Genomic DNA, 22,397 nt, shown 5'->3' with positions numbered 1-22,397 from the left:
GTTAAGGCAATGCCTCGCCCTCCATCTTCGCGGAGCGCCCTAACTTGCCTTGCGCTGAACGCTGCGCCGGACGGTTATGAGGTCCGCTCATAGCCCAGCAGCATGTCCATAGCGTGCTGCATGGACCCGGCGGCCGTCACGGCGCCGCCCCCGACGAAGAAGATTTCGTCGGCGTTCTGAATGGTGTTCAGCCGGTGGGCGATGATGACCCTTGTGGTGGCGGCGGGCAGCCGCGTCAGCACCTCCTCCAGCATCTGCTCGGTGACGGTGTCGATATTGGCCGTCGCCTCGTCCAGAATCAGAATCTCCGGTTCGCGCATCACGGCCCGCAGGAAGGCGACCAGTTGCTTCTGCCCCAGGGACAGCCCCTCGCCCGCCGACCTGACCGGTGTTTCAAGGCCGCTCTCGCCAAACCGCGCCAGAAAGCCCGCCAGGCCCATGGCCTTCATCCGCTCGATCAGCGCCTCGCCATCAAGATCGCCGAGGCTGGGGTGGCCATAGACGATATTGTCGCGCACCGTTCCGGCCAGAAGGAAGGGGTCCTGCAGGATATAACCGATCTTCGCCGCGCGCTCGGCGGCGGTGAAGGTGCGGATATCGCGCCCTTCAAGATAGACGGCGCCCGCGGTCGGATCGTAAAGCCGCGCCATCAGCATGGCGGTCGTCGTCTTGCCGCCGCCGGTCGGCCCGACCAGCGCATAGGTGCGCCCGCGCTCCAGCGTCAGATTGACCTTGTCCAGCACGGGCTTGCCGCCGGCATAGGCGAAGCCGACCTCTTCAAAGGCCAGCAACGCCTCCGGGCTGCGCGCGGGCTTTCCGGCCTGCGGCAGCTCCACGAGGTTGGTCTCAAGCCGTAAAACCTCCGAGACCCGCTCCATGGCCGCCATCATGGTCTGCAGGCTGGACCACACCGTCGCCAGTTGCCGCAGCGGATCGTAAAAGGCCGACACATACAAAAGATAGCCAACCAGCAGCCCGACGCTGAGCTGGGCGTGCACAATCAGCCAGACGCCCAGACCGAGGACCAGGATCGAGCCTGCGCTGCCGGCCAGGGTGTAAAGCGGCGCGAAAAGGCCCGACGCCACATCGGACTTTACCGAGGCGCGGTAATTGCGCTGATTGGCCGCCTCGAAGGTTTCGCGGAAATAATCGACGCGGTTAAAGGCCACAATCACCTGAAAATTGCTCAGACTTTCGGAGACATCGCCGGACAGGGCGCCCAGGCTTTCCAGGCTTTTGCGATTGGCGGCCTTGACCCAGGGCGACAGGATGAGGGTGATGATCAGCATGACCAGCGCCGGCGTCAGGGCGATCAGACCCAGTTCCCAGTTCAGCGCCAGAAGGAAGACGCCCGCGCCGATGACGCGGAACAGGCTGTCGAACATCTGCATCAGCGCCTGAGAAAAGAACTGGTTGATCTTGTCGGTGTCGCTGTTGACGCGTGAGATCAGATCGCCCGCGCGGTTCTGCGCGAAAAACGCGACCGGCAGGCCCGAGAGCTGCTCGAACAGGCGGGCGCGCAGCTTGAACAGAAGATTGCGCCCGACCGTGCCCATGCGCAGGGTCTGTGCGTACTGGGCCGCCAGCCCGACCAGATAGACAAGCGCCAGCCCGCCTGCGTAACGCAGCAGAAGTCCGTAATCGCTATGCTTTATCGCCGTGTCGATGATGCGCGCGGTGATGACCGGCCCCAGCAGGCTGGCGGCCGTGCTGACGATCACGCAGGCCACGGCGGCGATGATATGGCTGCGCTCATCGCCCAGCAGGGGCTTGAGCGCGCGCCAGGCCGGAGCCAGACTCTGGCGCTTGTCACCGGCCTCGGCGGGTTTGAGAGCGTAGTCCATCAGGCGATCTCATAGGCTTCGGTTGAGCGTTGCGAACGCAGGATCTGGCCGTATTCGGGGCTGGTGCGCGCCAGGTCTTCGTGCGTGCCGACCGCCAGAACCTCGCCCTCCATCAGGAGGATGATCTGATCGAAATCCTTTATCGGATCTATCTTCTGGGTGATCGAAATCAGGGTCAGGTCAGGATAGTTCCGTCGGACATTGGCCAGGATGCGGGTTTCGGTCTGCAGGTCGACCCGTGCGGTAAAATCGTCGAGAAACAGGATTTTAGGGTCCGTCGCCAGCGCGCGCGTCAGCATCAGTCTCTGCTTCTGCCCGCCCGACAGGGACAGGCCGCGCTCGGCGGCGACCGTGTCCAGCCCTTGCGGCAGACCGGCGATAAAGGCGCTCAGTTCCGCCGTCTCGATCGCCTTGTTGAGCTGCGCCTCATCGACCTTCGCATTGAAGGCTATGTTTTCGCGCAAAGTCAGGTTGAACAGATTGGAATCCTGAAACACGAAGGCGATCTGCGCATAAAGGCTGTCACGCGTATAGTCGTCGATGGCGTGTCCGTCATAAAACACCTGACCTGAGGTCGGCGCCAGAAGCCCCGTCATCGCATAGAGCAGTTGCGACTTGCCCGCCGCCGTGGGCCCCAGAATCGCCGTGCGCGTGCGCGGCGCGATCTCGAACGACACGCCTTTCAGCACCTTGCGCTCGCCGTGGCTGAGGACAAGATCCTGCACCCTGATCGCGCCGGTCAGGGCCTGCTGGGTTGTCCCGCGCGCAGGCGGCGGCGGGGCGTTCAGCACCGCGCTGATGCGCTGATAGGAGGCCTGCGCCTGACTGATCGACATCGAGGTGAAGCCGATAATGATGATCGGAAAGACCAGTATGGTCAGATAGGCCAGAAAGGCCGACAACTGACCGATGCTCATCGTACCTCTGATGACGAAATGCCCGCCGAGGCTCAGAATGATCAGCACGGCCACATTGGTCAGAAAGGTAATCATCGGGATCATGGCGGCGAACTGGCGCAAGATTTTCAACCCGATCGCACGCGACGCCTGCGCGGCCTCGGTAAAGCGGGCCGTCTCGCGCGCCTCGGTATGGACAAGACGGATCAGCGGCGCGCCGACTATGGATTCGCTCAGCACGCGGTTCATCGTATCGAGGACGCCCTGAATCTGGCCAAACAGCTTGCGCACCCGGCTCATGACCACGAAAAAGCTCAGGGCGATCAGCGGTAGGGTCGCCAGCACCGGCAGGGCCAGCCGCCAGTTCAGCCATATCAGCAGGCTGCTGGCCGCGATGATCACGAAGACGGACGAGATCAGGGTCGGCGCCCCCTGGGCGACAAAGGTCTTGATCGCATCGACGTCGGAGGTGAAATTGGTCAGAAGCTTCGATGGCGTCATCGCTTCGATGGCCGCATAGGTCTGCTGCGAGACGACGCCGGCCAGACGTGTGCGCAGATCGCGCGCGACCCGCTCGGAGGCGACGGTCTGCGCAATGTTCTGCAGATTGCCGAACACAAACGTGCCCACCGCCAGCGCCGCCAGCGCGATCAGCGAGCCCGTGAGATCAAGATGACCTGAGGTGAAGGCGTCGATCGCGTCGGCGACCACTTTCGGCATGATCAGGTTCAGCGCATTGCCGGCCACGGTCAGGACGACAAGCAGGATCATCTGTCCCTTATAGGGCCTGAGCAGCGGCAACAGACTGGGCATGCGCGGCCGCTGGGGCTTTGGCGGTGTAGTTGCTTTGTCAGCCAAGTTCCGTCCCCCGTCTTTCGTCAGCGCCTGGATGCGCGCCCGTGAGCAGATGATACGGAAGCTAGTTCAAGCCGCTCCTGGAGACCAGTCATGAAAAATAATTTGACGCTGTCTATGGCGGCGCATCGTCCTTTTCCAATTTGACAGGATGTTGGTGGCGGCATTGCATCAGGATGATGATCAACCTCCAACCTTTGCGCGGTAGTCCACATGTGTCGTTGAACTTAGCGCATTATCCGCACGGGTCCGAACACCGCCGATCCGTTTCTAACGGCGGCAGCGCCCGGCGTTCCCATTGGCGCCTGGGAGAAAATGCCGAGCTGGGCGCCGACCCATTCGCCGGGCTGGCTGACGAAGCCTTCGCCCAGGGGCGCGTAGGTCACGCCGTCGCGGCTATAGCTGAAACTGACCTGCGCGTCGGTCAGGCGTTCCATGGCGGGCCATTGCGGGCTGTACTGCGAAGGGCCGGTCGGATGTATATAGGGCGCAAGCGTCATCTTAAGCCACACCGGTCCGGTGACGGGCGCGTCCGCCACAACCTGCGTCTCAGGATCGCCGTTTTTGGCGCTGTCGCGCACGACTTGCTCGATGCGCACGCCGTTCCTTGTGCTGACAACCCCGATAAAACCATAGGCGCGTCCCATCAGAACAAGCCCTGCGCGCTCGCCGACATTGCGCGGCTCCAGCATCACCTTCGTCGTCACGCTGAACGTCATACCCGGCAGTTTCTGCGTCAGCACATTGCCCGCCTCCCACAGATTGGCGGAGGAAGGAACGGCTTTCAGACGCAACTCCCCCGGCGTGGACGCATCGGCCCAGTCCTTGCCCGGATTGGAATTCCACTGCCAGCCGAGGTTCAGACCGTGCGCGAAATCATCGCCCGCGACCGGGACCATTTCGGGCTGGCCCTGTATCGGCTTCTCACCGCCCGCCACAGGGCGGCCAATGCCGTTGACGCCTTCGCGTCCGATGACCGGCCAGCCGTCCTTCCACGTCACCGGCTCCAGCCAGACGCGGCGTCCATAGCTGTCCGTATCCTGAAAATGCAGGAACCAGCTTTTCCCATCCGGCGTATCGACCAGAGCGCCCTGATGCGGCCCGTTGGCGGGGCCCAGATCGTCCAGCGGCCCCTGATCCATCACATCGCGCGCCTCATAAGGCCCTTCGATACGGCGCGAACGAAACACCGCCTGCCAGCCATTCTTGACGCCATCGGCGGGCGCGAAAATATAGTACCAGCCGTCGCGCTTATAGAGTTTCGGCCCCTCGATCACCGACCAGTCGGCCATGCCGAGCGAGGTCGCAACCTGCGGCAGCGCCGCGCCGTCGATCACGACGCGGCCTTCTCCCAGCGTATGCGTCCCGTCTGCGCTCATGGGCTTTAAGATCAGCATATTGTTCTTCCCCGCCCGCGATTTGGCGAAGGCGTGGATAAGATAAGCCTTGCCGTCCTCGTCCCAGAACGGACACGGGTCGATCGCCCCTTTCGCGTCATCGACCAGAACCGGCTTGCTCCACGGCCCGGCGGGATTTCGGGCGCTGACCATATAGATGCCGAAGTCGGGATCTGGGTAATAGATGTAGAAACGCCCGGCGTGATAGCGGATGGCGGGCGCCCAGACGCCCCCGCCCCGCCGTGGCGTGCGGTAGTGACCGACGGGCGAGAGGCGCGGCAGGGCGTGGCCGATAATCTTCCAGTTGACCAGATCCTTTGAATGCAGCACCGGCAGGCCGGGAATATTGGCGAAGGAGGACGAGGTCAGATAAAAATCCTTCCCGACCCGGATTGCGTCCGGATCGGAATAATCGCCCTGCAGAACTGGATTGAGATAGCTTCCATTCCCCTGATCGGGCGTCCAGACGCCCGGCGGCGGCGCGGCGGCGGCCGTAAGCGCGCCCAAAGCCAGAAATAGGCTGCTGGCCATCATAACAGCCATGCGCCTTGCGCTTGTCCGCTCGTGCATATGTTCATCCTTTCGTTCGTCAGTTGCCCGGCAACTGGCTGTCCTGATCGCTTTGCGGGTCGGCTGTACTCATGGCGTCATTGGCGTCCTGCGCGTCAGCGGCGGCCTTGACGGCGGCGACAATATCGCCGCTGGCCAGTGTCCATTGCGTCTGGGAGGCGTCGGGCGCCTGCGTCCCCATTGCGGCGACCAAGGCGGCCTTGTCCACGCCTGCGCCCAGACGATCAATCCAGACCTGCGCCGCCGCCGCCAGCGCCGGGTCACGCGGATTATCCGCGACGGTGCGCAGCGCGTCCATCGCCTCGTCCTTGCGTCCAAGCCAGGCAAGCGCCAGACCAGCGTGCAGCGCATATAGATCGACATCCGGCGCGGCTTTCCACGCCGTCAGGATCGCCGCCGCGCCGTCATCGCTCATCTGGCCGCTCAAGGCGGCGGCGCGGTAGAACCACCAGCCGGTTTCGGACGAGCCTGGATCAAGCACCGAAGCGCGGCCAAGCGCCAGCATGGCCTGCTCAAGCTGGTTCTTGCGCGCCGGGCCGTCCAGCGCCATCGCCAGCGCCAGATGGGCGCGCCCCAGAAGGGTGAAGGCCTCGGCGTCGCTGGAGGCGCCCGCCGTGGCCTTGGTCAGATATGGCAGGGCGGCGTTCGGATCGCCCCATTCGATTTCGGCGCGGGCAAGGCTGAGTTGCGCCAGATCGCTGTCGGGGAATTTGGGCGCCTCGGCGCGCAGCCGCGTCAGCAGAACGCGGCCATAGGCGGCGGACGGGCAGGTGCGCAACGCCGTGCGCCACAGTTCGACCGACTGGGCGGAGGCGGGCAGCGATTGAAAGCTGATATCGGCATCGGGCAGCGCCTTGAAGACCAGTTTAAGGGCCTTAAGATCATTCAGGCGATAACGCCAGAGCGTATTGTCAAGCTGGCCCGGCGTCATAACGAAGGCGGCCTTCCACGCCGCAACAGGCGACTGCCCGGCGGCGGTTTCGGACAGATAGGCCTCGAACCTGCGCCGATTGTCCGGCGACGACAGGATATAATGGGTCAAAAGCCAGGCGCGCGCCTGATATTCGTTGCGCACCCCCGAAGGTCCGGCGGCGTTGTGGCCGTTATCCTCCTTCTGTTGCAGTATGTCGCTATAATCGAGGCTGTAGGTGGTCACATTGCCGATCAGGTTGAGATAGCGCGCAAACGCCGTCGGCGCCATGCCGACAATGGCTTCATTGCCGTCAAAGCGCGCGGTCGAAAAATAATGCGCAAAGCCGTCGATGAACCAGGTCGGCTGGCGCATAGCGCTGTGTTGATAGCTGTAATGGCGCGCATAGGCTTCGAGCATATAGCCAAGCCCCTCATTGTCCGGCTGTTTCTCCAGCGGCAGGCTTCTGGACTGGTCGGCGTACATGTAAACGCCAACCCCGATATCGGCATCCGCGCACGCCGAATAAAGACCGATCGCATAGTCAGGTCCATCTGGCCGGATCAGCGCCAGATCCTGCTCATGCGCCAGATAGGTGATCTCGGTCTTCGGCTCGGCGTCGTCATGGGTCGTGTCCTCGCGCAGATAGCTGCGCAGCACGTAGCGAAACTTTTCCAGCGCATTCAAAAGCGTTGTCACGTCCTCGCGGCGCGTATCGCTATAGACGACGAAATGCTGGCTTTCGGCCCGAAACCAGACCGCCGGACGGCGAGCCCCCTTCTGCCCCTGCACCACCACAGTGGTCGGTGTCGCATCAATCTGGGCGTGGTCCTGGGCTTGGTTCTGGGCCTGCCCCGCGCCGGGGGCGAGCAGCGCTGTCATCAAGGCGGCGCAAGCGAGCAAAGGTTTCATGTCGTCAGCCAGTTCAGAGCGTTGATCAGGAAGCGGCTTTGCAGCGGGGCGACCATATCCGGCATCCGGTGGAACAGGAGCCTTGCCTTGTCCTTACGTACGGTGAAGCAGGACGCGCCCATGAAGCGGTCGTGGTCGCGCGAATAGGCGGCGATGATGTCGGCCCCCGCGCCCGTCACTTTCAGCCCGTTGGAGGCGTGACCATCGACCTGATGCCACAGGCCCGCGCAACAATCGGCGGGAACGCCGTCGAACACCGGATGGGCGCGCAAGACGTTCCAGTTGCCCATCCACGGCGCGCGCAGGTCGCCGACCTGACCGTCATAGCCGAACAGGCCAAGCTTCGCTAACTGCGTCGCCATGCCGTCGGCCAGACCGTCTTCCGGGGCCATGACGAACAGGGGCAGGCCATTTTGCACGGCGTCCAGCACCTCGTCCGGCAGTTCGCCCAGCACCAGTTTCGGCGCCTCGCCCTTTTTCGGCGCCGCTTCATTGCCGGTCTGGTCGCCGATCTGGCGGCGTTCGATCTCGTCCGCCTTGAGGCCGGAGGCGATGACAGCGTCATAATGTCCTCCCGCGGCAAAGTCCTCAAAGGTCACACCGGGCAGGATCGTCAGTTGCTCGCGGAAGGATTTGGCGACACCCGACAGCGCCACGCGCAAGGATCGCTTGGGCTTGATGTCCGTCCTGACCACCCAGAGCTGGCGGCGGAAGGTCGCGTCGGGATAACCGTCCAGTTCAAACTGCACCGTGTGCGCGCCCTCGCCGGTCATAGGCGGCGTCATGACCTTTTCGGCCACGAGATAGCTGAAGACATCCGGCGTCTGCGCCGGAATGTCATAACGGCCCACCGGCGTCTCCTTGCCCGATGGATCGATCAGCTTAAGCGTCAGCTTGCCCGTCACCGGCTGGCCGGTGTCATTCAGCAGCCACAGATCCAGTTCCGCCGCCTCGCCCTCGGCATAGGTCATATGTCTTTGCTTGGCGACCGGTCGCACCGGCTTCAGACTGACCGAGATACGCTCCGGCTCGGAATGGAAATAGCGCAGATTATCGACAATGCCGGAATGGTTCTCGATGGCGGTCGATTCCCAGCCGCTGATCGCCGCCATATCGACCGAGTTGCAGATGCGGATGTTTTCCAGATAGTTCTGCCAGGAATCGTATTGCTTCTGCCCGACAGCGAGGAAATAGCTTTCGGTCGTCGGGAAGGCCGTGCGAAAACCCCACTGGTCGAGGAAGGCCCCGGCCCCCTTGATGATCGCCTTGTGGTCCTCAAGATCGTAGGACTGGCCGCCATGTTGCAGAATGTCGGCCACCATCTTCACATGGTCGTCGCAGACCGCGCAGCCCTCCATCTCGCCGAATTCGACAATGGCTTCGGACATGACCTGACGATGCACGAAGTCATCCTTGTCGACATAGAATTTGTCGTACCACTGATCGCCCGCGCCTTGGTGATTGACCCACCAGCCGCCCGCCGGCTCGACATCGGACCGGTAGAGATGATCGTTATAGGGTAAGAACATGGCCTGGGCTGCGCCGCGTCCGACAAAGCCGTCATTGAGGATGATGGTGCGGCTGGGGTCGAGATCGCGCATGGCGCGCAACACCGCCTCGACATCGGGGTTGGCCAGATTGGCCGAGACTTCATTCTGCAAGGTGTAATGCACGAGGCTGGGGTGCGAACGGAAGGCGCGCACCATCGCCCGGCACTTGGCCAGCATAAAGTCGCGGCTGAAGCGGTCGGCGGGCGACAGGCTTTCGCCTGGCTTTAAGTCGCGGCCAATGGCCTGACGGCCCGCGCCCGGCTCCATGCTGCGCAACAGACCCATCTCATCCTGCCGGTTCAGCACTTCGCGCTTGCCGACATTGCGGTGAAAGCTCAGGGAATTGAGGCCCAACGTCCTGGCCGCTTTCACCTCGCGCACAGCCAGTTCCGGGGTCGGCCACAGCCCGTTATAGCCCCAATAGCCCCAGGAGATCGCCGAATAGGCCTTGATGCGCCGCCCGTTGAGCCGCAGCATGGCGTTCTTGCCTATGCCTTCGGGGCTGTACCAGCGAAAACCGAAACGCGCCTCGGCGCTGTCCGACGCCGCGCCGTCGCGCCAGCTTAAGCGCACGCGATAGAGATGGGGCGCGTCGAGATCCCACAGCTTCGCCGACGGCGCCGACACCGCAAACCTCGCCGTGGCGACCGCGCCGTCCAGCGCCACATCTTCTAACACCACGTCAGCGGCGACCGGCTGGCCCTCATCGTCGAGCAGCGCGGCGCTCAGTTGCGTTTTCAGCGCCGCGACAGAGGCCGGTTTCGCCAGTTCCAGTTCGAGATGCGCGGTCACGGCGCGCGGCTGCGGCGTATTCAGCACCCAGGCGTCGCGGATGCGGCCCGACTTCGGATGCAGGCTGAGCATAAGCCCGCGATCCAGCCCGCCGAAGCCATGCGACTCATAGAGCTTCACATGCCCCCAGTTCAGAGTGTTGGAATCCTTCCAGTCATAGCGCCCGCCCGGATTGGTGATGCGGATGGCCAGACGGTTGGCGCCGCCCGGTCGCATCGCACCCGTCAGGTCGCAGGCGATCGGCAACTCCGACATGATCGAATAGCCGACCAGCTTTTCATTGAGAAAGACCTCGGCCCGCATGCGTGCGCCGCGGATATGCAGCCAGACCTGTTTATCCTTCGCCTCGGCGGGAATGGCGATATCGCGGCACCACCACGACACACCGACATAGGCGCCGTTCTGCGGCACGGGATCGTCGGCGGCGTAGCGGTATTCGTCCGGCGTATAGGGGCGCTCGCCGAACTTGCCCCAATCGAACTGCTCGACCGTGGCGGGCAGGGTCACCTCGCGCGAGGCCGCCTTCGTCAACGCTCCCCAGCCGCCGCTGGGCGGATGCAGCGGCAGTTGCGCCATCGGCGGCACATCGTCGGGCAGGTAGATGACATCGTCCCGCCACGTCGCCCTGGGGTCCAGCCATAGCCGCCAGCCTTCGTCGGGAATGATAACGGGCTGGCCGAGATGGCCGGAGACAAGCGTATCGGACACGGGCGTCTGCGCCAGCCCCTTAGCGGCGGACAGGGCGACGGGCGCTGCGGCGGCAAGGCCGAGCAGGCGGCGGCGGTCGAGCGTCATCCTCAATACCCCGCCGGCATGTCGTAAGGGGTTGGATAGAGCTTGTCGACCAGTTCATGGCGCAGGTCCGGCACGGCCTTGGCCAGTTGCACCGTCACCATATGGGCGAAATACTCCGCCCCCTTGGGGCCGAGATGGGTGTAGTCGAACACGACCGTCGGATGGCCCTGCGGCGTGTCCAGCGTTTCATTGGCCATTTCCGGCGCGGGCTTGCCATTCTTCGGCGCGCCGACCGTCGTGCCGGTTTTGGCCGCGTCGATCACAAACTGCGGCGGCGGGGTTTCGGACAGAGAGATCGCCGCCACCGGGCCCATGGCCTGTACGGCGTCAGTCGAAACCTTGTTGAGATCGACCAAGGGGACGTTCATGTCGGCGGCCACCTTGCGCACGGCCTCGGCCCAGGCGTTCAGATCGGCCTGCAAGGAGTCGTCCTTGAACGAGCGCCGCGTCAACGGCGTCACCAGCACCGGAACGGCGCCTGCGGCGCGCGCCTCGGTCACATAGCGCGCCAGATTGGCCGGATATTCGCTGTAAAGATCGGTCGTGCGGCCCGGCTTCCCCGGCTGGTCATTATGGCCGAACTGGATCAGCACATAGACGTGGCGGTAGCCTGGAACCTTCATTTCGCCGAGCGCGATGTCCCACGAGCCCTCTGCGCGGTAATCGAAGGTGCCGCGACCGCCGCGAGCCAGATTGACGCAGGATAGGAACGAGGTGACGTGGTTGTCGCAAAAGGCGCCCCCCCAGCCGCTGCCGACCTGGGTGGTGGAATCCCCGACCAGAATGATCTTATCCGGTTCGATATGCTTTGTGGCCGCGCGTTTGGCGGCGTCCACGACGGCGGGCAACTGATCGGGCGCCAGACGAGGCGGCGCAGGAATATAGGTCGGCTGGATCTGCGCCAGCGCCGGGGCCGCCATCAGGGCGGCGGCGCATAAGGTCGTCAAAAAAAGCGTTTTCATGTGGCGTTTCCTTTTTTGTTATGAGGGGCTTAGCGGGCGTCTTGCGGCAGCCAGCCCGTATCGCCCTTGAAGAAGGCGGCAAGCTTCCATTGCGCGGCCTGGGCGTCGGTGAGCTGATGGCTGTACGGTTCGCGGCCCGTCGGATCGGCGCCAACGCCGGTCGATTTATATTCGGCGTAATAGGCGGTCTTCAGCGTCTCGGTCTGCCCCGGATGCCATTCGCGCCAGCCGCCCTTGATGAGCGGCGTCTCGATCTTCGCGTTCAGCAACACGACCGTGGCATAGGCGCGCCAGGCGCGGCCGAGACTGACGCCCTGCGCGCCCGGCTCCGCCGTAAAGGCGCAATCATCGAAGACAAAGCCGCTGTCCTCGTCCGGCGCGTTCTTGCTTTGCGCCGTGTACATGACCTCGGAATGCGGGATGCCGTGGATTTCGCAGCCCTGAAAATAGGCCTTGGCGTTGCCGAAGATGAAATCGACATGGCCTTCGATATAGCAGTCGGAAAAATAGTCGCGGCTCATGCGGCCCTGCGGCCCCTTATTGACGTAAAGCGTATCCTGCGCGCCCAGAAGGCGCACATGGGTCAAGACGTCCTTGTCCCCGGTCAATGAGAGGGCCACGGCCTGCGAGCCGACATCGCTATGTTTGGCATAGTCGTTCTGGATGGTGAGATTGTCGGCGTGAAAGCCGTCGCCGGTGACCAGCACGGTCTGCGACTTGAAGGTCGAGCCGGTATTGGCGGCGCTGTCGCCCCAGACGATGACGACATCGTCAGGCCTGACGCCTAGCCCTCTCAGATGCACGTCATTGCCGGTAATGTTGACCTTCTCGCGATAGACGCCCGGTTGCAGGTCGATCTCGCCACCGGTGTCATGCAAAGCGTCAATCGCGGCCTGCAAGGTGGGATAGACCCCCTTCCCGTCCGCTGAGATCGTAACGGTTTGCGCTTGGGCGAAGCCAGGCAGGATAAGGGCCGCCGCGGCCAGATAAAGGGCTTTCATGGGTTCCTCCTTATGCGCTGAACCGGATCGTCTTCCCAGCGGTCAGGTTCAGCGGCGTTATCTTGTTAGCATAACGGATGCGCACGGTTTGATCCGTCGCGCTGATCAGGCTTAAAGTGTCCAGCCGTCCATTCTTCCACGTCAGGTCCGCGCCGATGGCTCCGGGCAGACGCATGCCTGAGAACGCGCCGGACGGCCAGGCGGATGGCAGGGCGGGCAGGACGATGATCTGGTCGTCCCACGCCTGGATCAGCATTTCCATAATGGCGTTGGCGCCGCCGAAATTACCGTCGATCTGGAACGGCGGATGGGCGTCAAACATATTGGGATAGGTGCGCTCAGGCCCCAGCAGGAATTTCAGGATCGAGAAGGCGTGGTCGCCCTGCGCCAGCCTGGCCCAAAGATTGATGCGCCACGCCGTGCCCCAGCCCGTCGCCTCATCGCCCCTGATTTCAAGAGAGCGCCGCGCCGCCTTCGCCAGTTCCGGCGTGTCGTAGATATTGATCTGGTGGCTGGGGAACAGACCGTAGAGATGCGAGACGTGGCGATGATGCAGGTCGGGCGCCTGCATGTCCCAGTCTTCGAGCCATTCCTGCAACTGACCGGCCTTGCCGATCTGCATCGGCGGCATCTTCGCCTTGGTCGCCCGCACTTGGGCGATGAAATCGGCGTCGGTGTTCAGGAGGGCGGCGGATTTAACCGTGACGTCGAACAGGTCGTTGAGGATCTGCACGTCCATGGTCGGCCCGGCGCAGATCATCGTACCAAAGGGGTGGGTATGCTCCGGCGACATGGATGGACAGGTGACCAGCCAGCCGTGGGTGGGTTCCGGGGTGAGAAAATCGAGATAAAACTGCGAAGCGCCCTTAAAAATCGGGTATATTTCGGCTAAAAACGCTCTATCCCGCGAAAATTCGTAATGCGCCCACAGATGCTGGCACAACCACGCGCCGCCCATCGGCCATGTGCCGTATTTGGCCGCATCAATCGGAGCGGTGGCGCGCCAGATGTCGGTATTGTGGTGGCAGACCCAGCCGCGCGCCCCGTAATGCTCTCGCGCCGTCTCCTCGCCGCGCCGGGCGATATCGCGCACCAGATCGACCAGCGGCCCGACGCATTCGGGCAAGGCGCCGCGCTCGGCGGGCCAGTAGTTCATCTCGGTATTGATATTAATCGTGTATTTGCCGCCCCAAGGCGCGTTCAGCTTGTCGTTCCAAAGCCCTTGCAGGCCCGCCGCCTGCGTTCCGGGCCGCGAGCAGGCGATCATCAGATAACGCCCGAACTGGTAATAGAGCGCGGCCAGCCCCGGATCGGCGGCCAGATCGGCGCGGCTGATGCGCTGATCGGTCGGCAGGGACGCTGCGTCGCCTTGCCCGAGATCAAGCGAAACGCGACGGAACAGGCGCTGGTGGGCGGCGACATGCGCGGCCAGCATGTCGTCGAACGTCTTACCTTCGGCATTGGCCAGCACGGCCTTGTTGAGCGCGCCCGGATCGCCTGAGACGTCGCTCCACGACTTGAAGCTGGTCGCGGCGGCGATCAGGATCAGCGCCTCATCGGCGCCCGCAAGGATCAGCCCGTCTTCGTCCGGCGCGATCTGCCCGCCCTTGACGCGCACGCGGGCGCGCGCCTCGAAGCTCAGGGCGGCGTGCACGCCCTGCTGGCTGGTGTTGACGCCCGACAGAATCAGATCGGCGCCGTCAATGCGAACTTGCGCCGTCTGCGGTGTGCCGTAATCGAGGCGCAGGCGCACCCTGCCCGGTTGATCCGAGCGGATACGCATGACGATGAGCTGATCGACCGGCGAGACGAAGGTCTCACGGATATAGCGCGTCCCATCCTGAACGAAGCTGACCCGGCTCAGCGCACGGTCAAGGTCCAGTTCGCGCCGGTAATCAGACGCCATGGAGGATGGTCCCGATGTCAGGAACAGGCTGCCGATCGTCTGGTAGGACATCTGCTTTTCCGGCTGGGCCATCATGCCCTGCTCGATCAGCGCCTCGGCGTCCTTAAACTTGCCGGCGAAGATCAGGCGGCGCACCTCGGCGAGGTTCTTGACCGCGCCCTTATGCACGGGATCGTAAGGGCCGCCCGCCCAGAGCGTATCCTCATTGAGCTGCATTTCCTCGCGCCCGACCCCGCCATAGACCATGGCGCCCAGCCGCCCGTTGCCGATCGGCAGGGCCTCGGTCCAGACGCTGGCGGGCTGTTTGTACCATAGGCTCAAAGAGCCTGATGCGTCATCCTGAGCCCGGGCGACAGGAACCAGCGCCGCGCCCATACCTGCGGTTGCGAGTTGCAAGGCGTAACGGCGGGTCAAGATCATGAAGCGGCTCTGGCGTGTAACGATAAGAATAAAAAGGGCGCCGATTTTTTGCAAACCGGCGCCAGGAGGCCAGCTGTCGTGCGCTGATACTCAGCGCAAAACGGGGAGCTGGATCTTGTCCACCGACGGGGAAGAAAACGTCGGCGGAACAACCTAATACTTGAACCGAACGCCCAGTGTGATTTGGCGCCCGGTCGAAGCATACTGGGTCACAACCGGGTTCGCCGTATAGGCGTACCGATTTGTGGTTTGGTTGGTCAGATTAAGGCCCTCCAGACGCAGGCTGAGGTGACTGTTGAAATTCCAATCGGCGACCGCGTCGACATTGGTGGTGCCCTTGGAGCCTGCGAAATCATTGATCAGCGGCGAATCACAGGCGCCAGGCGCGCAGGCGCCAGCCGCGATCGGGTAGTTGGTGTAATAGCCGTCGCGCTTGGCGACCGAGACACGAACGCTGAACTGCGGAACCTCATAATAGACGGTCAGGTTTTGCGCGTTTGGAGAGGCCCCAAGCCAAGGGCCGGACCCGTAGGTCGGCGCCACCGTCTTGCTACCCGGATCGAGTATGTAGGTCAGTTTGGAGATAATGTGCGTGGCGTTGAACTGCACACCAAGATTCTTCAGCGCGCCAGGCAGGAAGTCCAGATCCTCCTGATAGTTGAACTCCCAACCCGAAAGCGAGCCCCCCGGCGCGTCGCGATATTGGCGCGCGTCAAAGGTGTAGTCGTTGTCGATATAGGCTAACTGGTTGGCGTTGGTGAATTGCTGGCGCAGGGCGGCGATATTGTCGGCGCTCAGGAAGGTCGAAAGCGGCGCGGAGTAGATCACCGTTTGCGGGTAAGAATTGATCTTCTTTGTGAAGACTGCAAACGACAGGAGTGCGTTCTTCTTAAAGTACCACTCCACGTCGGCGTCGAAATTATCGGCGCGGAAGGGGCTGAGCTTGGGATTGCCGATTGTCAACGTGCCGCCGGTCGTGTCCCCGGTGCTCGGAACTCCGATCGAGGTGACCGCCGGCGACAGATTGCCAAGCAGTGGACGCGCCATAACCTTGGCGGCCGCGAAACGGAAGTAGAGTTGCTCGGTCAGCTTGTAGTTCAGGTTCAAAGAGGGCAAAGCGTCGGTATAATGGTTCGTGCCGATCAGCGGACGCCCCTTATTGTCGCGACCGGTCGAAAGAACATCCGTCACGACCTGACGCATGCCTAGATTGCCGGTCAGGTCGCCCACTGGCATCCCATAGTCGAAGTCCCATTGAACATAGGCTGCACGGTCTTCTTCCTGTACGGAAAACTGCGCTGTGTTATTTCTTTTGTCCGAGATGGTGAAGTCGCCATACTTATTGACGCAGTTGCAATCATAGCCGAACACCTTGGAAAACGCATTCAGGTCCGGCGCAAAGAAGCTCGTCGGCATGCCGGAGGGTACGTTCAGGCCCTGCCCCCACTGATGCACCGAGCCGAGCGACGCAACCGACACGCCCGCCTCTTTTTCTGTTGGATTAAGCGTATCGATCGGTCGCTGCCACTGATGGCTCGAGAAGTCATACTTGCGCCCCGTCATGCCAAACTTCAGAGTGTCGTGATCGGTGAAGTCCCAGGCCAGATCGAACTTCGCGCCATAATATTTGTTCTCGATCAAGGTGCGATAGTGGCGCATCGCCGAGAAGCCCTTGACGATGCCCCAGTTGGTTGGGTCGGATACGTTGAAACCCGGGTCGAGCATGGGCATGGACCCGCCATTGCGCGTGTCATAGGTCATGGTCTCCGGCCGATCCATGCTGTTGAACTCGACCAGTAGCCCCTCCTGGTCGTTCAGGGATCGCGATGCGCCCACATCGGCTGTCAGATGTAGACGATCTGTCAGGGTTTGATCCAGATGGGTGGAAAGCTGATCGAAATAGGTGGTGTAGAAGGCCGCGTCGGCGCCAGAGCGCCAGTCGACGTTCGACAATTGAAGGTAGTCGGCGACGCCATTGGTGACATGCGCCTCAAGAACCTTGGTCGCAGGACGACCGATCAGAGACGGTAGAAAGCCGATGCCGTCCGCGCTTGGCGTGTAACCCACCGAATTTGGATTGTTGTAGTAATCATAGGTGTCCAAATTGTAGGGATTGACAGAAAAGATGTTAGCGCCCAGCACCGCCGCCTTGCCATCTGAGCCAGTCGCGAAGGCTGGCGTTGTTCCGTAGAGCTGCGCGCCGCAATCAAGCCCGTAGGTAATATCCGTCTCAGCTTGCGGCGTGCAAAGGCTGGGATACATTTTGCGCTTGTTCGCGGTCGACGTTTTCGCATTGGCCGTATAATAGGCGGCGTTGGTGTTGTTACGGTTCAGGCCCACGCTCTGGATCTGATAGTTGACGCTCTCATTACGAAAACGCGAGTGCAGATAGTCGACCGTGACACGGGTCTTATCGCTGACCTGCCACTGCAGGGACGAAGTTATGCCAAGTCGCTCTGAGTGCAATTCTTGTTGATTGATGGTCGCCAGGGCCGGTATCCGGACCAGTGACGAGCTGCCGAGACCATCTGGATAGAGCGCCGCATAGGCGGTGGGATCTGAGCCCGTCAGCATCGCGATCGCCGTTGGATTGGTGATCCCGTAAGCAGCCAGATTTGTTCCGGTCGGCAAGGCGAAGCCCTGAACTTTCGGGGCGCCCTTTGTCGGGAAGGTCGCCCAGGTCGAGCCGCGATACGTGTAATCGAACGACCCCGGTTGGCGCCCATAGGAACTGACCGATGTGTCACGTTGCTGGTAGGCGCCGGAGACCAAAAAGCCAAGCTTACCTCCGAACCAGCGGTTCGAATAAAGACCCGCGAGACGCGGATTTTGGTGCTTGCCGTTCTCATAATAGGCGTCTTCCGCCGACAGGACGAATTTCTGACCCTTGTAGTCAAAAGGATGCCCGGTGGTCAGGTCAACCGTTGCGCCCAGCGAGCCTTCATCGGTTTCTGCGGAGGCGCTCTTGCGCACGGTGACGCGGCTGAACAGCTCCGAGGCGAAGGTATTGAAATCAAAGGCGCGCGAGGAGTTGGGGCTTGAGCCTGAATCGTTGGCGCCGGCCGTCGACAAGGCCTCCATGTCGTTAATGCGGACGCGCGTAAAATCGCCGCCCAGGCCGCGAACGCTGATCTGACGGCCTTCGCCGTTATCGCGGTCGATCGAGATGCCCGGTATGCGCTGCAGAGATTCCGCCAGGTTTGCTTCTGGGAATGAGGCGATATCGTCCGCCGTGATCGCGTCCAGCATAACGTCAGCATGCTTTTTTGCATTCAACGAAGACTGAAGCGAGGCTCTATATCCCGTCACGACCACCACGGTCGAATCGGTTTTGCTACCGGTGTCATTTTGCGGTGCGCTAGGGCCGTTCGATTGCGCCAGCGCCACACAAGGTGAGGCGACGCCCAAGGCCAAAGCTAATGCAGAGGCATAAAAATGAAGAGAGCTTGCCTGTGATGAGGTTCTACGCACGATTAATTTCCTTCCTGTAACGCCGCGCCTTCCGTTGTTCTGTGAGGCGCAGTCCTGGTCCCGTGGGTCACACCCAGCCATCTCCCCGGCCCGATGGAAACCGGTGTCATTAATGCGTGGCTCGTTTTCTTAGTCAACAACAATTATTTATGTCAGCGCTGTCAACCACGGCTTCATTTTAGAGCCACCTTAAAGCGTGTTTGAGAAGACACAGTTTAGGTGACGCGCCCACTATTTCTCTGATCTATGCCGTGCGCCCTTGTAAAGCCGGCGCGGTTCACCATCGCTGAGAAGAAGCTGTGTGCGCATCTGTCATAGCGGGTATGGATGCGTCGCCAGTCTTTCAGCTTTCCGAACATATTTTCGATCCTGAGCCGACACCTGTAGGGATTTTGTCGTAGGGATCATCACCTTGCGATTGGCCTTGTGCGGTCTCTAGGGCTTGATGCCGCGCTGTTGGAGCGCCTCTCGAAACCAGTCCGCGTCGTATCCCTTGTCGGCCAACAGTTCTGAAACGGGCGGGAAGCTGTCGAGCATGAAGGCTGCGCACATATAATCTCTCATCTGACCTTCGGACAGCAGCATGACAACGGGCCGCGATCAGATCGGCGGGCGTCACCTTCGCCACCCCTGCCCGCCCTGAAATAGAGCATGTGCACGCAGTTCTCGTGACGCGGAAGGAACAGCTCGCGAACCTCCTCAATGGTTATGATTCGTTCTCCTGCCCGACCATGTTGGCGCAGGCTCTTCATCAAGGTGGTCTTGCCCGAACCGGTATCGCCGACAATGGCGATATTGCGCCTTGCGCACGACCTCTTAGGCGTCAAGAGACAGAATCCCACTTGATGGCGGGCGGGTCGACAGGCTGACGGTCTCGGCCGAAACGGCGCGGGCTCCTGGCCCCATGAACGTGAGTCGGATTGTGATTTTGTAGCGCCCTCCCCTGCCCCGTCAGTGCGCTTCGGAGCCCCCGGTGCTGGATGATGTAAAGCGCCGAAGTCGCAGATCTTGATGTCTGCGCTCTGGCGCGGCGTGCGCGTGGACTTCGCAGGAGCTTGATGTTGGCCGCAAATGCGTCACGCTGCGGTTACGGCATGTGTCTGATTCGCCGACCCGCTGCGAATGCGGCGTCATCCTGGCTGCATCTGCGTGGCTGCCATTGACTACTACGTTGTATCTGTTGAGGTTTTTATGCACGCCAATGACATGCTATATACATGTGCATGGCATGTCACTGGCAATCTCGTGCGCCTGACTTGCGCCAGCCGCGCGCACGCCTTCCGCCCGCGCAAGGCTTTTACATGCTATGCGCCTGCACATGCTTTGGGCAAGCATAAGGCAGGGCAAGCGCCCGCCCTATTTATAGCCAGCATAAGGCATGACACGCCTTCGCCCTGCTCTTGGCGTTTGCACCGCCAGCCACTGTCTAGCGGACGCTCTTTGCCCGACATGTCCACGACAGCCACCATCTATGGAACCGCCAGCCGCATGCCCGGTCAACGCCATGTTAACGACCTGTTAAGGTTAAGCGCTTATCAACCATTTGGCATACGCGTGGCGCTTTCGGGGCATTAACAAGCCAAGCGCTCGCCCCGCGCCGGACCCTGCTAAACGTCTAAGGAGATTCCGAATGTCGACTGTCATCTGTATGGCGTCCAGCAAGGGCGGGCCGGGCAAGAGCACGCTCACGGTCGTTCTGGCCGGCGTTTACGCCGCCTCCAACTATTCGGTCCTGATCATCGACGCCGACGCGCAGCAGCGTCTGGCCTCGGAATGGTACGATCCATCCAGGGCGCCCGACACCATTTCCGTGACGACCGCCACCCATTCGACGATCGCAGAAAAGATTGCGCGCGGTCGTGAAGCCTACGATGTCGTCATCGTGGACGTCGAAGGCTCCGCCAGCTTGACGCTCGCCAACGGCGTCTACAATTCCGACTGCATCCTCATACCCGCCAACAAGTCGACCATGGATTTGAAAGACGCCATGGCGACCGCCGCGCTAGTTCAGCAATATAACGCCAATTCGGCTACGCAGCGCGCCTATGGCATCGTGTGGAACCGCGTGCCCCCGGCGCTGAAAAGCCGGGAAATGGACAACACGGCGCGGACAGCGATCGACGCCGGCATCCCCATCGTTTTCGAAGTCTGCGAACGCGATGCGTATCGCTCGATCTTCAGCTTCAGCACCACGCTCAACCGCCTTGACAAAAAGGAAGTTCCTGGCATCGCCAAGGCGCTCGAAGAAGGCTTCCGTTTCGCCGAAGCCGTCGCTGAAATCATTGTTCAGACCCAGCAGAAGGAAGTCGCCTAATGGAAGAGGTTATCTCCGCCCGCAAAACGCTCTTGCCGCCAGTTTCAAAAGCGCCTCAACCGGCCCCGGCGGTCGCGGACGTGCAGTCCATCGCCCGCAACGCCGGTTTCGATAAGAGCGGTCTGTCCTCGCAATTCAAGGACGCTGGCCGTATCGTGCGCCGTCGGGTCCCGCGCGACGCCCAGCTGACGATCAAGATCACGACCGAAACGGCGCGCTGGATGCGCGAACACGCCAATGAAACAGGCCTGAGCCTGCCCGACATCATCGAAGAGGCTATGTCGCATTACCGCCAGCTGAAAGGCTGAGCAGGGGAGGGGAGAGCGTTTCAACTTTTCCGGAATTCCCGCATCCGTGTTAGTTTTGCTTCATTAATGTGAGTCGCCACCGGATCTATTGGACGGCGCTTCCGCACATCGAAAGTCAGCTTCCAATGGTCAAGCGCATCGATCCGCATCCTGTCCGCGATTTGTTCATCCGGGACATTATCGACTACAGCCCCAAGGACGAGCGCACCTTGATGGAGCGCCCGTTCTTCTCCATTTCCAAGAAGAAGCGCAATAAGCCCATCGAATATGAAAGCGACGACGGCGAGATCGTCGTCAAGGTGCGCGCCAACCCTGAATTCGGCATGGCGACCATCTGGGATTGCGACATCCTGATCTGGCTTATCTCCCGCGTCGTTCATGAACGCGATCGCGGCAACAATATGGAGTCCGCAACCGTGCACACCACCCCGCACGAGTTGCTGAAGGGCATCGCCCGTGACACCGGCGGTCGCGAATACCGCCTGTTGTTCGACGCCCTGAACCGCCTGCACCACACGTCCATCCAGACCAATATCCGGGCCAGAAAAGGTCATTTCGCCACCTTCAACTGGCTGGCGGAATTCGAAGGGGAGGGGCGTATTGAAACCCCCGACCAGATGGAGAAGGTGACCAGTCTGTCCCTGACCCTGCCGCCATGGATTTTCCGCGCCATCACCAAGAACGAAAACGTCCTGACCCTGGATCGCGAATATTTTCTCCTGACCGGCGGCCTTGATCGCGCCCTTTACCGGATTGCGCGCAAACACGCAGGCTCGCAGGCCAATGGCTGGAGCTGCGGCTTCGCCTCCCTGCAGAAGAAAAGCGGTAGTGAGAGCTCGTCCAAGAAATTCGCGGAAATGCTCCGCAATTCGGTGAAAAGGAACGAATTGCCCCGCTACAGCATGACCCTGACCAACCTGGCGAACGGCGAACCCGCCGTCTTCTTCGTTGACCGCGCCTTCGTAAAAGCGGCTGAAGACGAGGCGCGTCTCGCTGAGGATCTGGAGCGACTCGCCCGACTGGGGCGCGAAGACGCCCGTCGCGGCCTCATCGATAGCGGCAAGAACCCGCGCCTGGCTGACGCCAGCTAATTGCAGGCACGGGATATTAGGGGCGTTTCGACGCCTGCCTTTGTCCGTCAGGGTCTCAGCCCCTTTTGTACGCCCCCCTGTCGGGATATTAGGGGCGCAGATACCGACTCCTTGATTTTCAAGCCATTTTTCTACACCCTCCTCGGGATATTAGGGGCCGATGGCGCTGTCTTCGCGACTTTGTGCGCCTCCATATCGGGATATTAGGGACTCGTTAACCTTTCGATTCTCTCTCTTTGTCGTTAAGTCGCTGATTTTCCGGCTGCGAGTCGGGATTTTAGGGGCGCAGATGGCCATCTGAAGGGCGTAGAGGCGGCATATTCGGCGAAAATCGTGGTGGACTTGACTCATTTGCGACTCAGACGCCTCTCGGGATATTAGGGGCGGGGAGCTGTTTTCCCGG

The 22,397-nt window shown here is 61.6% G+C and carries 13 protein-coding genes; 3 read left to right on the top strand and 10 right to left on the bottom strand.

Annotation, left to right across the window (positions count from 1 at the left end; genetic code table 11):
* Nucleotides 1-74 precede the first annotated feature (74 nt).
* The 10 genes from ACTHLA_RS08030 to ACTHLA_RS07985 form a co-directional block, all read right to left on the bottom strand.
* Nucleotides 75-1,844 carry an ABC transporter ATP-binding protein gene (locus ACTHLA_RS08030; protein ID WP_440187056.1) on the bottom strand — a complete coding sequence of 590 codons (1,770 nt, stop codon included), beginning with the start codon at nucleotides 1,842-1,844 and terminating at the stop codon, nucleotides 75-77.
* Nucleotides 1,844-3,553: an ABC transporter ATP-binding protein gene (locus ACTHLA_RS08025; protein WP_440187053.1), complete on the bottom strand. Its 1,710-nt coding sequence runs from the start codon at nucleotides 3,551-3,553 to the stop codon at nucleotides 1,844-1,846. The genes ACTHLA_RS08030 and ACTHLA_RS08025 overlap by 1 nt, the downstream gene beginning before the upstream one ends.
* 269 nt (nucleotides 3,554-3,822) lie before the next feature.
* Entirely contained in the window at nucleotides 3,823-5,535 is a 1,713-nt protein-coding gene (locus ACTHLA_RS08020) for a glycoside hydrolase family 43 protein (protein ID WP_440187050.1), read from the bottom strand.
* 46 nt (nucleotides 5,536-5,581) lie between these two features.
* Complete coding sequence (locus ACTHLA_RS08015) at nucleotides 5,582-7,384, bottom strand: tetratricopeptide repeat protein (RefSeq protein ID WP_440187047.1); 1,803 nt, start codon at nucleotides 7,382-7,384, stop codon at nucleotides 5,582-5,584.
* Complete coding sequence (locus ACTHLA_RS08010; RefSeq protein ID WP_440187044.1) at nucleotides 7,381-10,521, bottom strand: sugar-binding domain-containing protein; 3,141 nt, start codon at nucleotides 10,519-10,521, stop codon at nucleotides 7,381-7,383. The genes ACTHLA_RS08015 and ACTHLA_RS08010 overlap by 4 nt, the downstream gene beginning before the upstream one ends.
* 2 nt (nucleotides 10,522-10,523) lie before the next feature.
* Complete coding sequence (locus tag ACTHLA_RS08005) at nucleotides 10,524-11,483, bottom strand: rhamnogalacturonan acetylesterase (protein ID WP_440187041.1); 960 nt, start codon at nucleotides 11,481-11,483, stop codon at nucleotides 10,524-10,526.
* 29 nt (nucleotides 11,484-11,512) lie between these two features.
* A complete protein-coding gene (locus tag ACTHLA_RS08000) occupies nucleotides 11,513-12,484 on the bottom strand; it encodes a pectinesterase family protein (protein WP_440187038.1) in 972 nt (323 codons plus the stop codon).
* A 10-nt stretch (nucleotides 12,485-12,494) separates the two neighbouring features.
* On the bottom strand, nucleotides 12,495-14,810 hold the full coding sequence (locus ACTHLA_RS07995) for a glycoside hydrolase family 95 protein (RefSeq protein WP_440187035.1): 2,316 nt from the start codon (nucleotides 14,808-14,810) through the stop codon (nucleotides 12,495-12,497).
* A gap of 153 nt (nucleotides 14,811-14,963) precedes the next feature.
* Nucleotides 14,964-18,281: a TonB-dependent receptor gene (locus ACTHLA_RS07990; RefSeq protein ID WP_440187032.1), complete on the bottom strand. Its 3,318-nt coding sequence runs from the start codon at nucleotides 18,279-18,281 to the stop codon at nucleotides 14,964-14,966.
* A 435-nt stretch (nucleotides 18,282-18,716) separates the two neighbouring features.
* On the bottom strand, nucleotides 18,717-18,866 hold the full coding sequence (locus tag ACTHLA_RS07985; protein ID WP_440187029.1) for a hypothetical protein: 150 nt from the start codon (nucleotides 18,864-18,866) through the stop codon (nucleotides 18,717-18,719).
* Nucleotides 18,867-19,911: 1,045 nt separating this feature from the next.
* Here ACTHLA_RS07985 and ACTHLA_RS07980 point away from each other — a divergent pair.
* The 3 genes from ACTHLA_RS07980 (at nucleotide 19,912) to ACTHLA_RS07970 (ending at nucleotide 21,994) form a co-directional block, all read left to right on the top strand.
* Entirely contained in the window at nucleotides 19,912-20,595 is a 684-nt protein-coding gene (locus tag ACTHLA_RS07980) for a ParA family protein (protein WP_440187026.1), read from the top strand.
* Nucleotides 20,595-20,903 (top strand): hypothetical protein, encoded by a 309-nt coding sequence (locus ACTHLA_RS07975; protein ID WP_440187023.1) that lies wholly within the window; start codon nucleotides 20,595-20,597, stop codon nucleotides 20,901-20,903. The genes ACTHLA_RS07980 and ACTHLA_RS07975 overlap by 1 nt, the downstream gene beginning before the upstream one ends.
* A 125-nt stretch (nucleotides 20,904-21,028) precedes the next feature.
* Entirely contained in the window at nucleotides 21,029-21,994 is a 966-nt protein-coding gene (locus ACTHLA_RS07970; protein WP_440187020.1) for a replication initiator protein A, read from the top strand.
* Nucleotides 21,995-22,397: the final 403 nt, after the last annotated feature.

This window comes from Asticcacaulis sp. (assembly GCF_051956075.1).
GTDB lineage: Bacteria > Pseudomonadota > Alphaproteobacteria > Caulobacterales > Caulobacteraceae > Asticcacaulis.
Note: the sequence above shows the minus strand (reverse complement) of the source record. Positions and strands in the feature narration are given on the sequence as shown.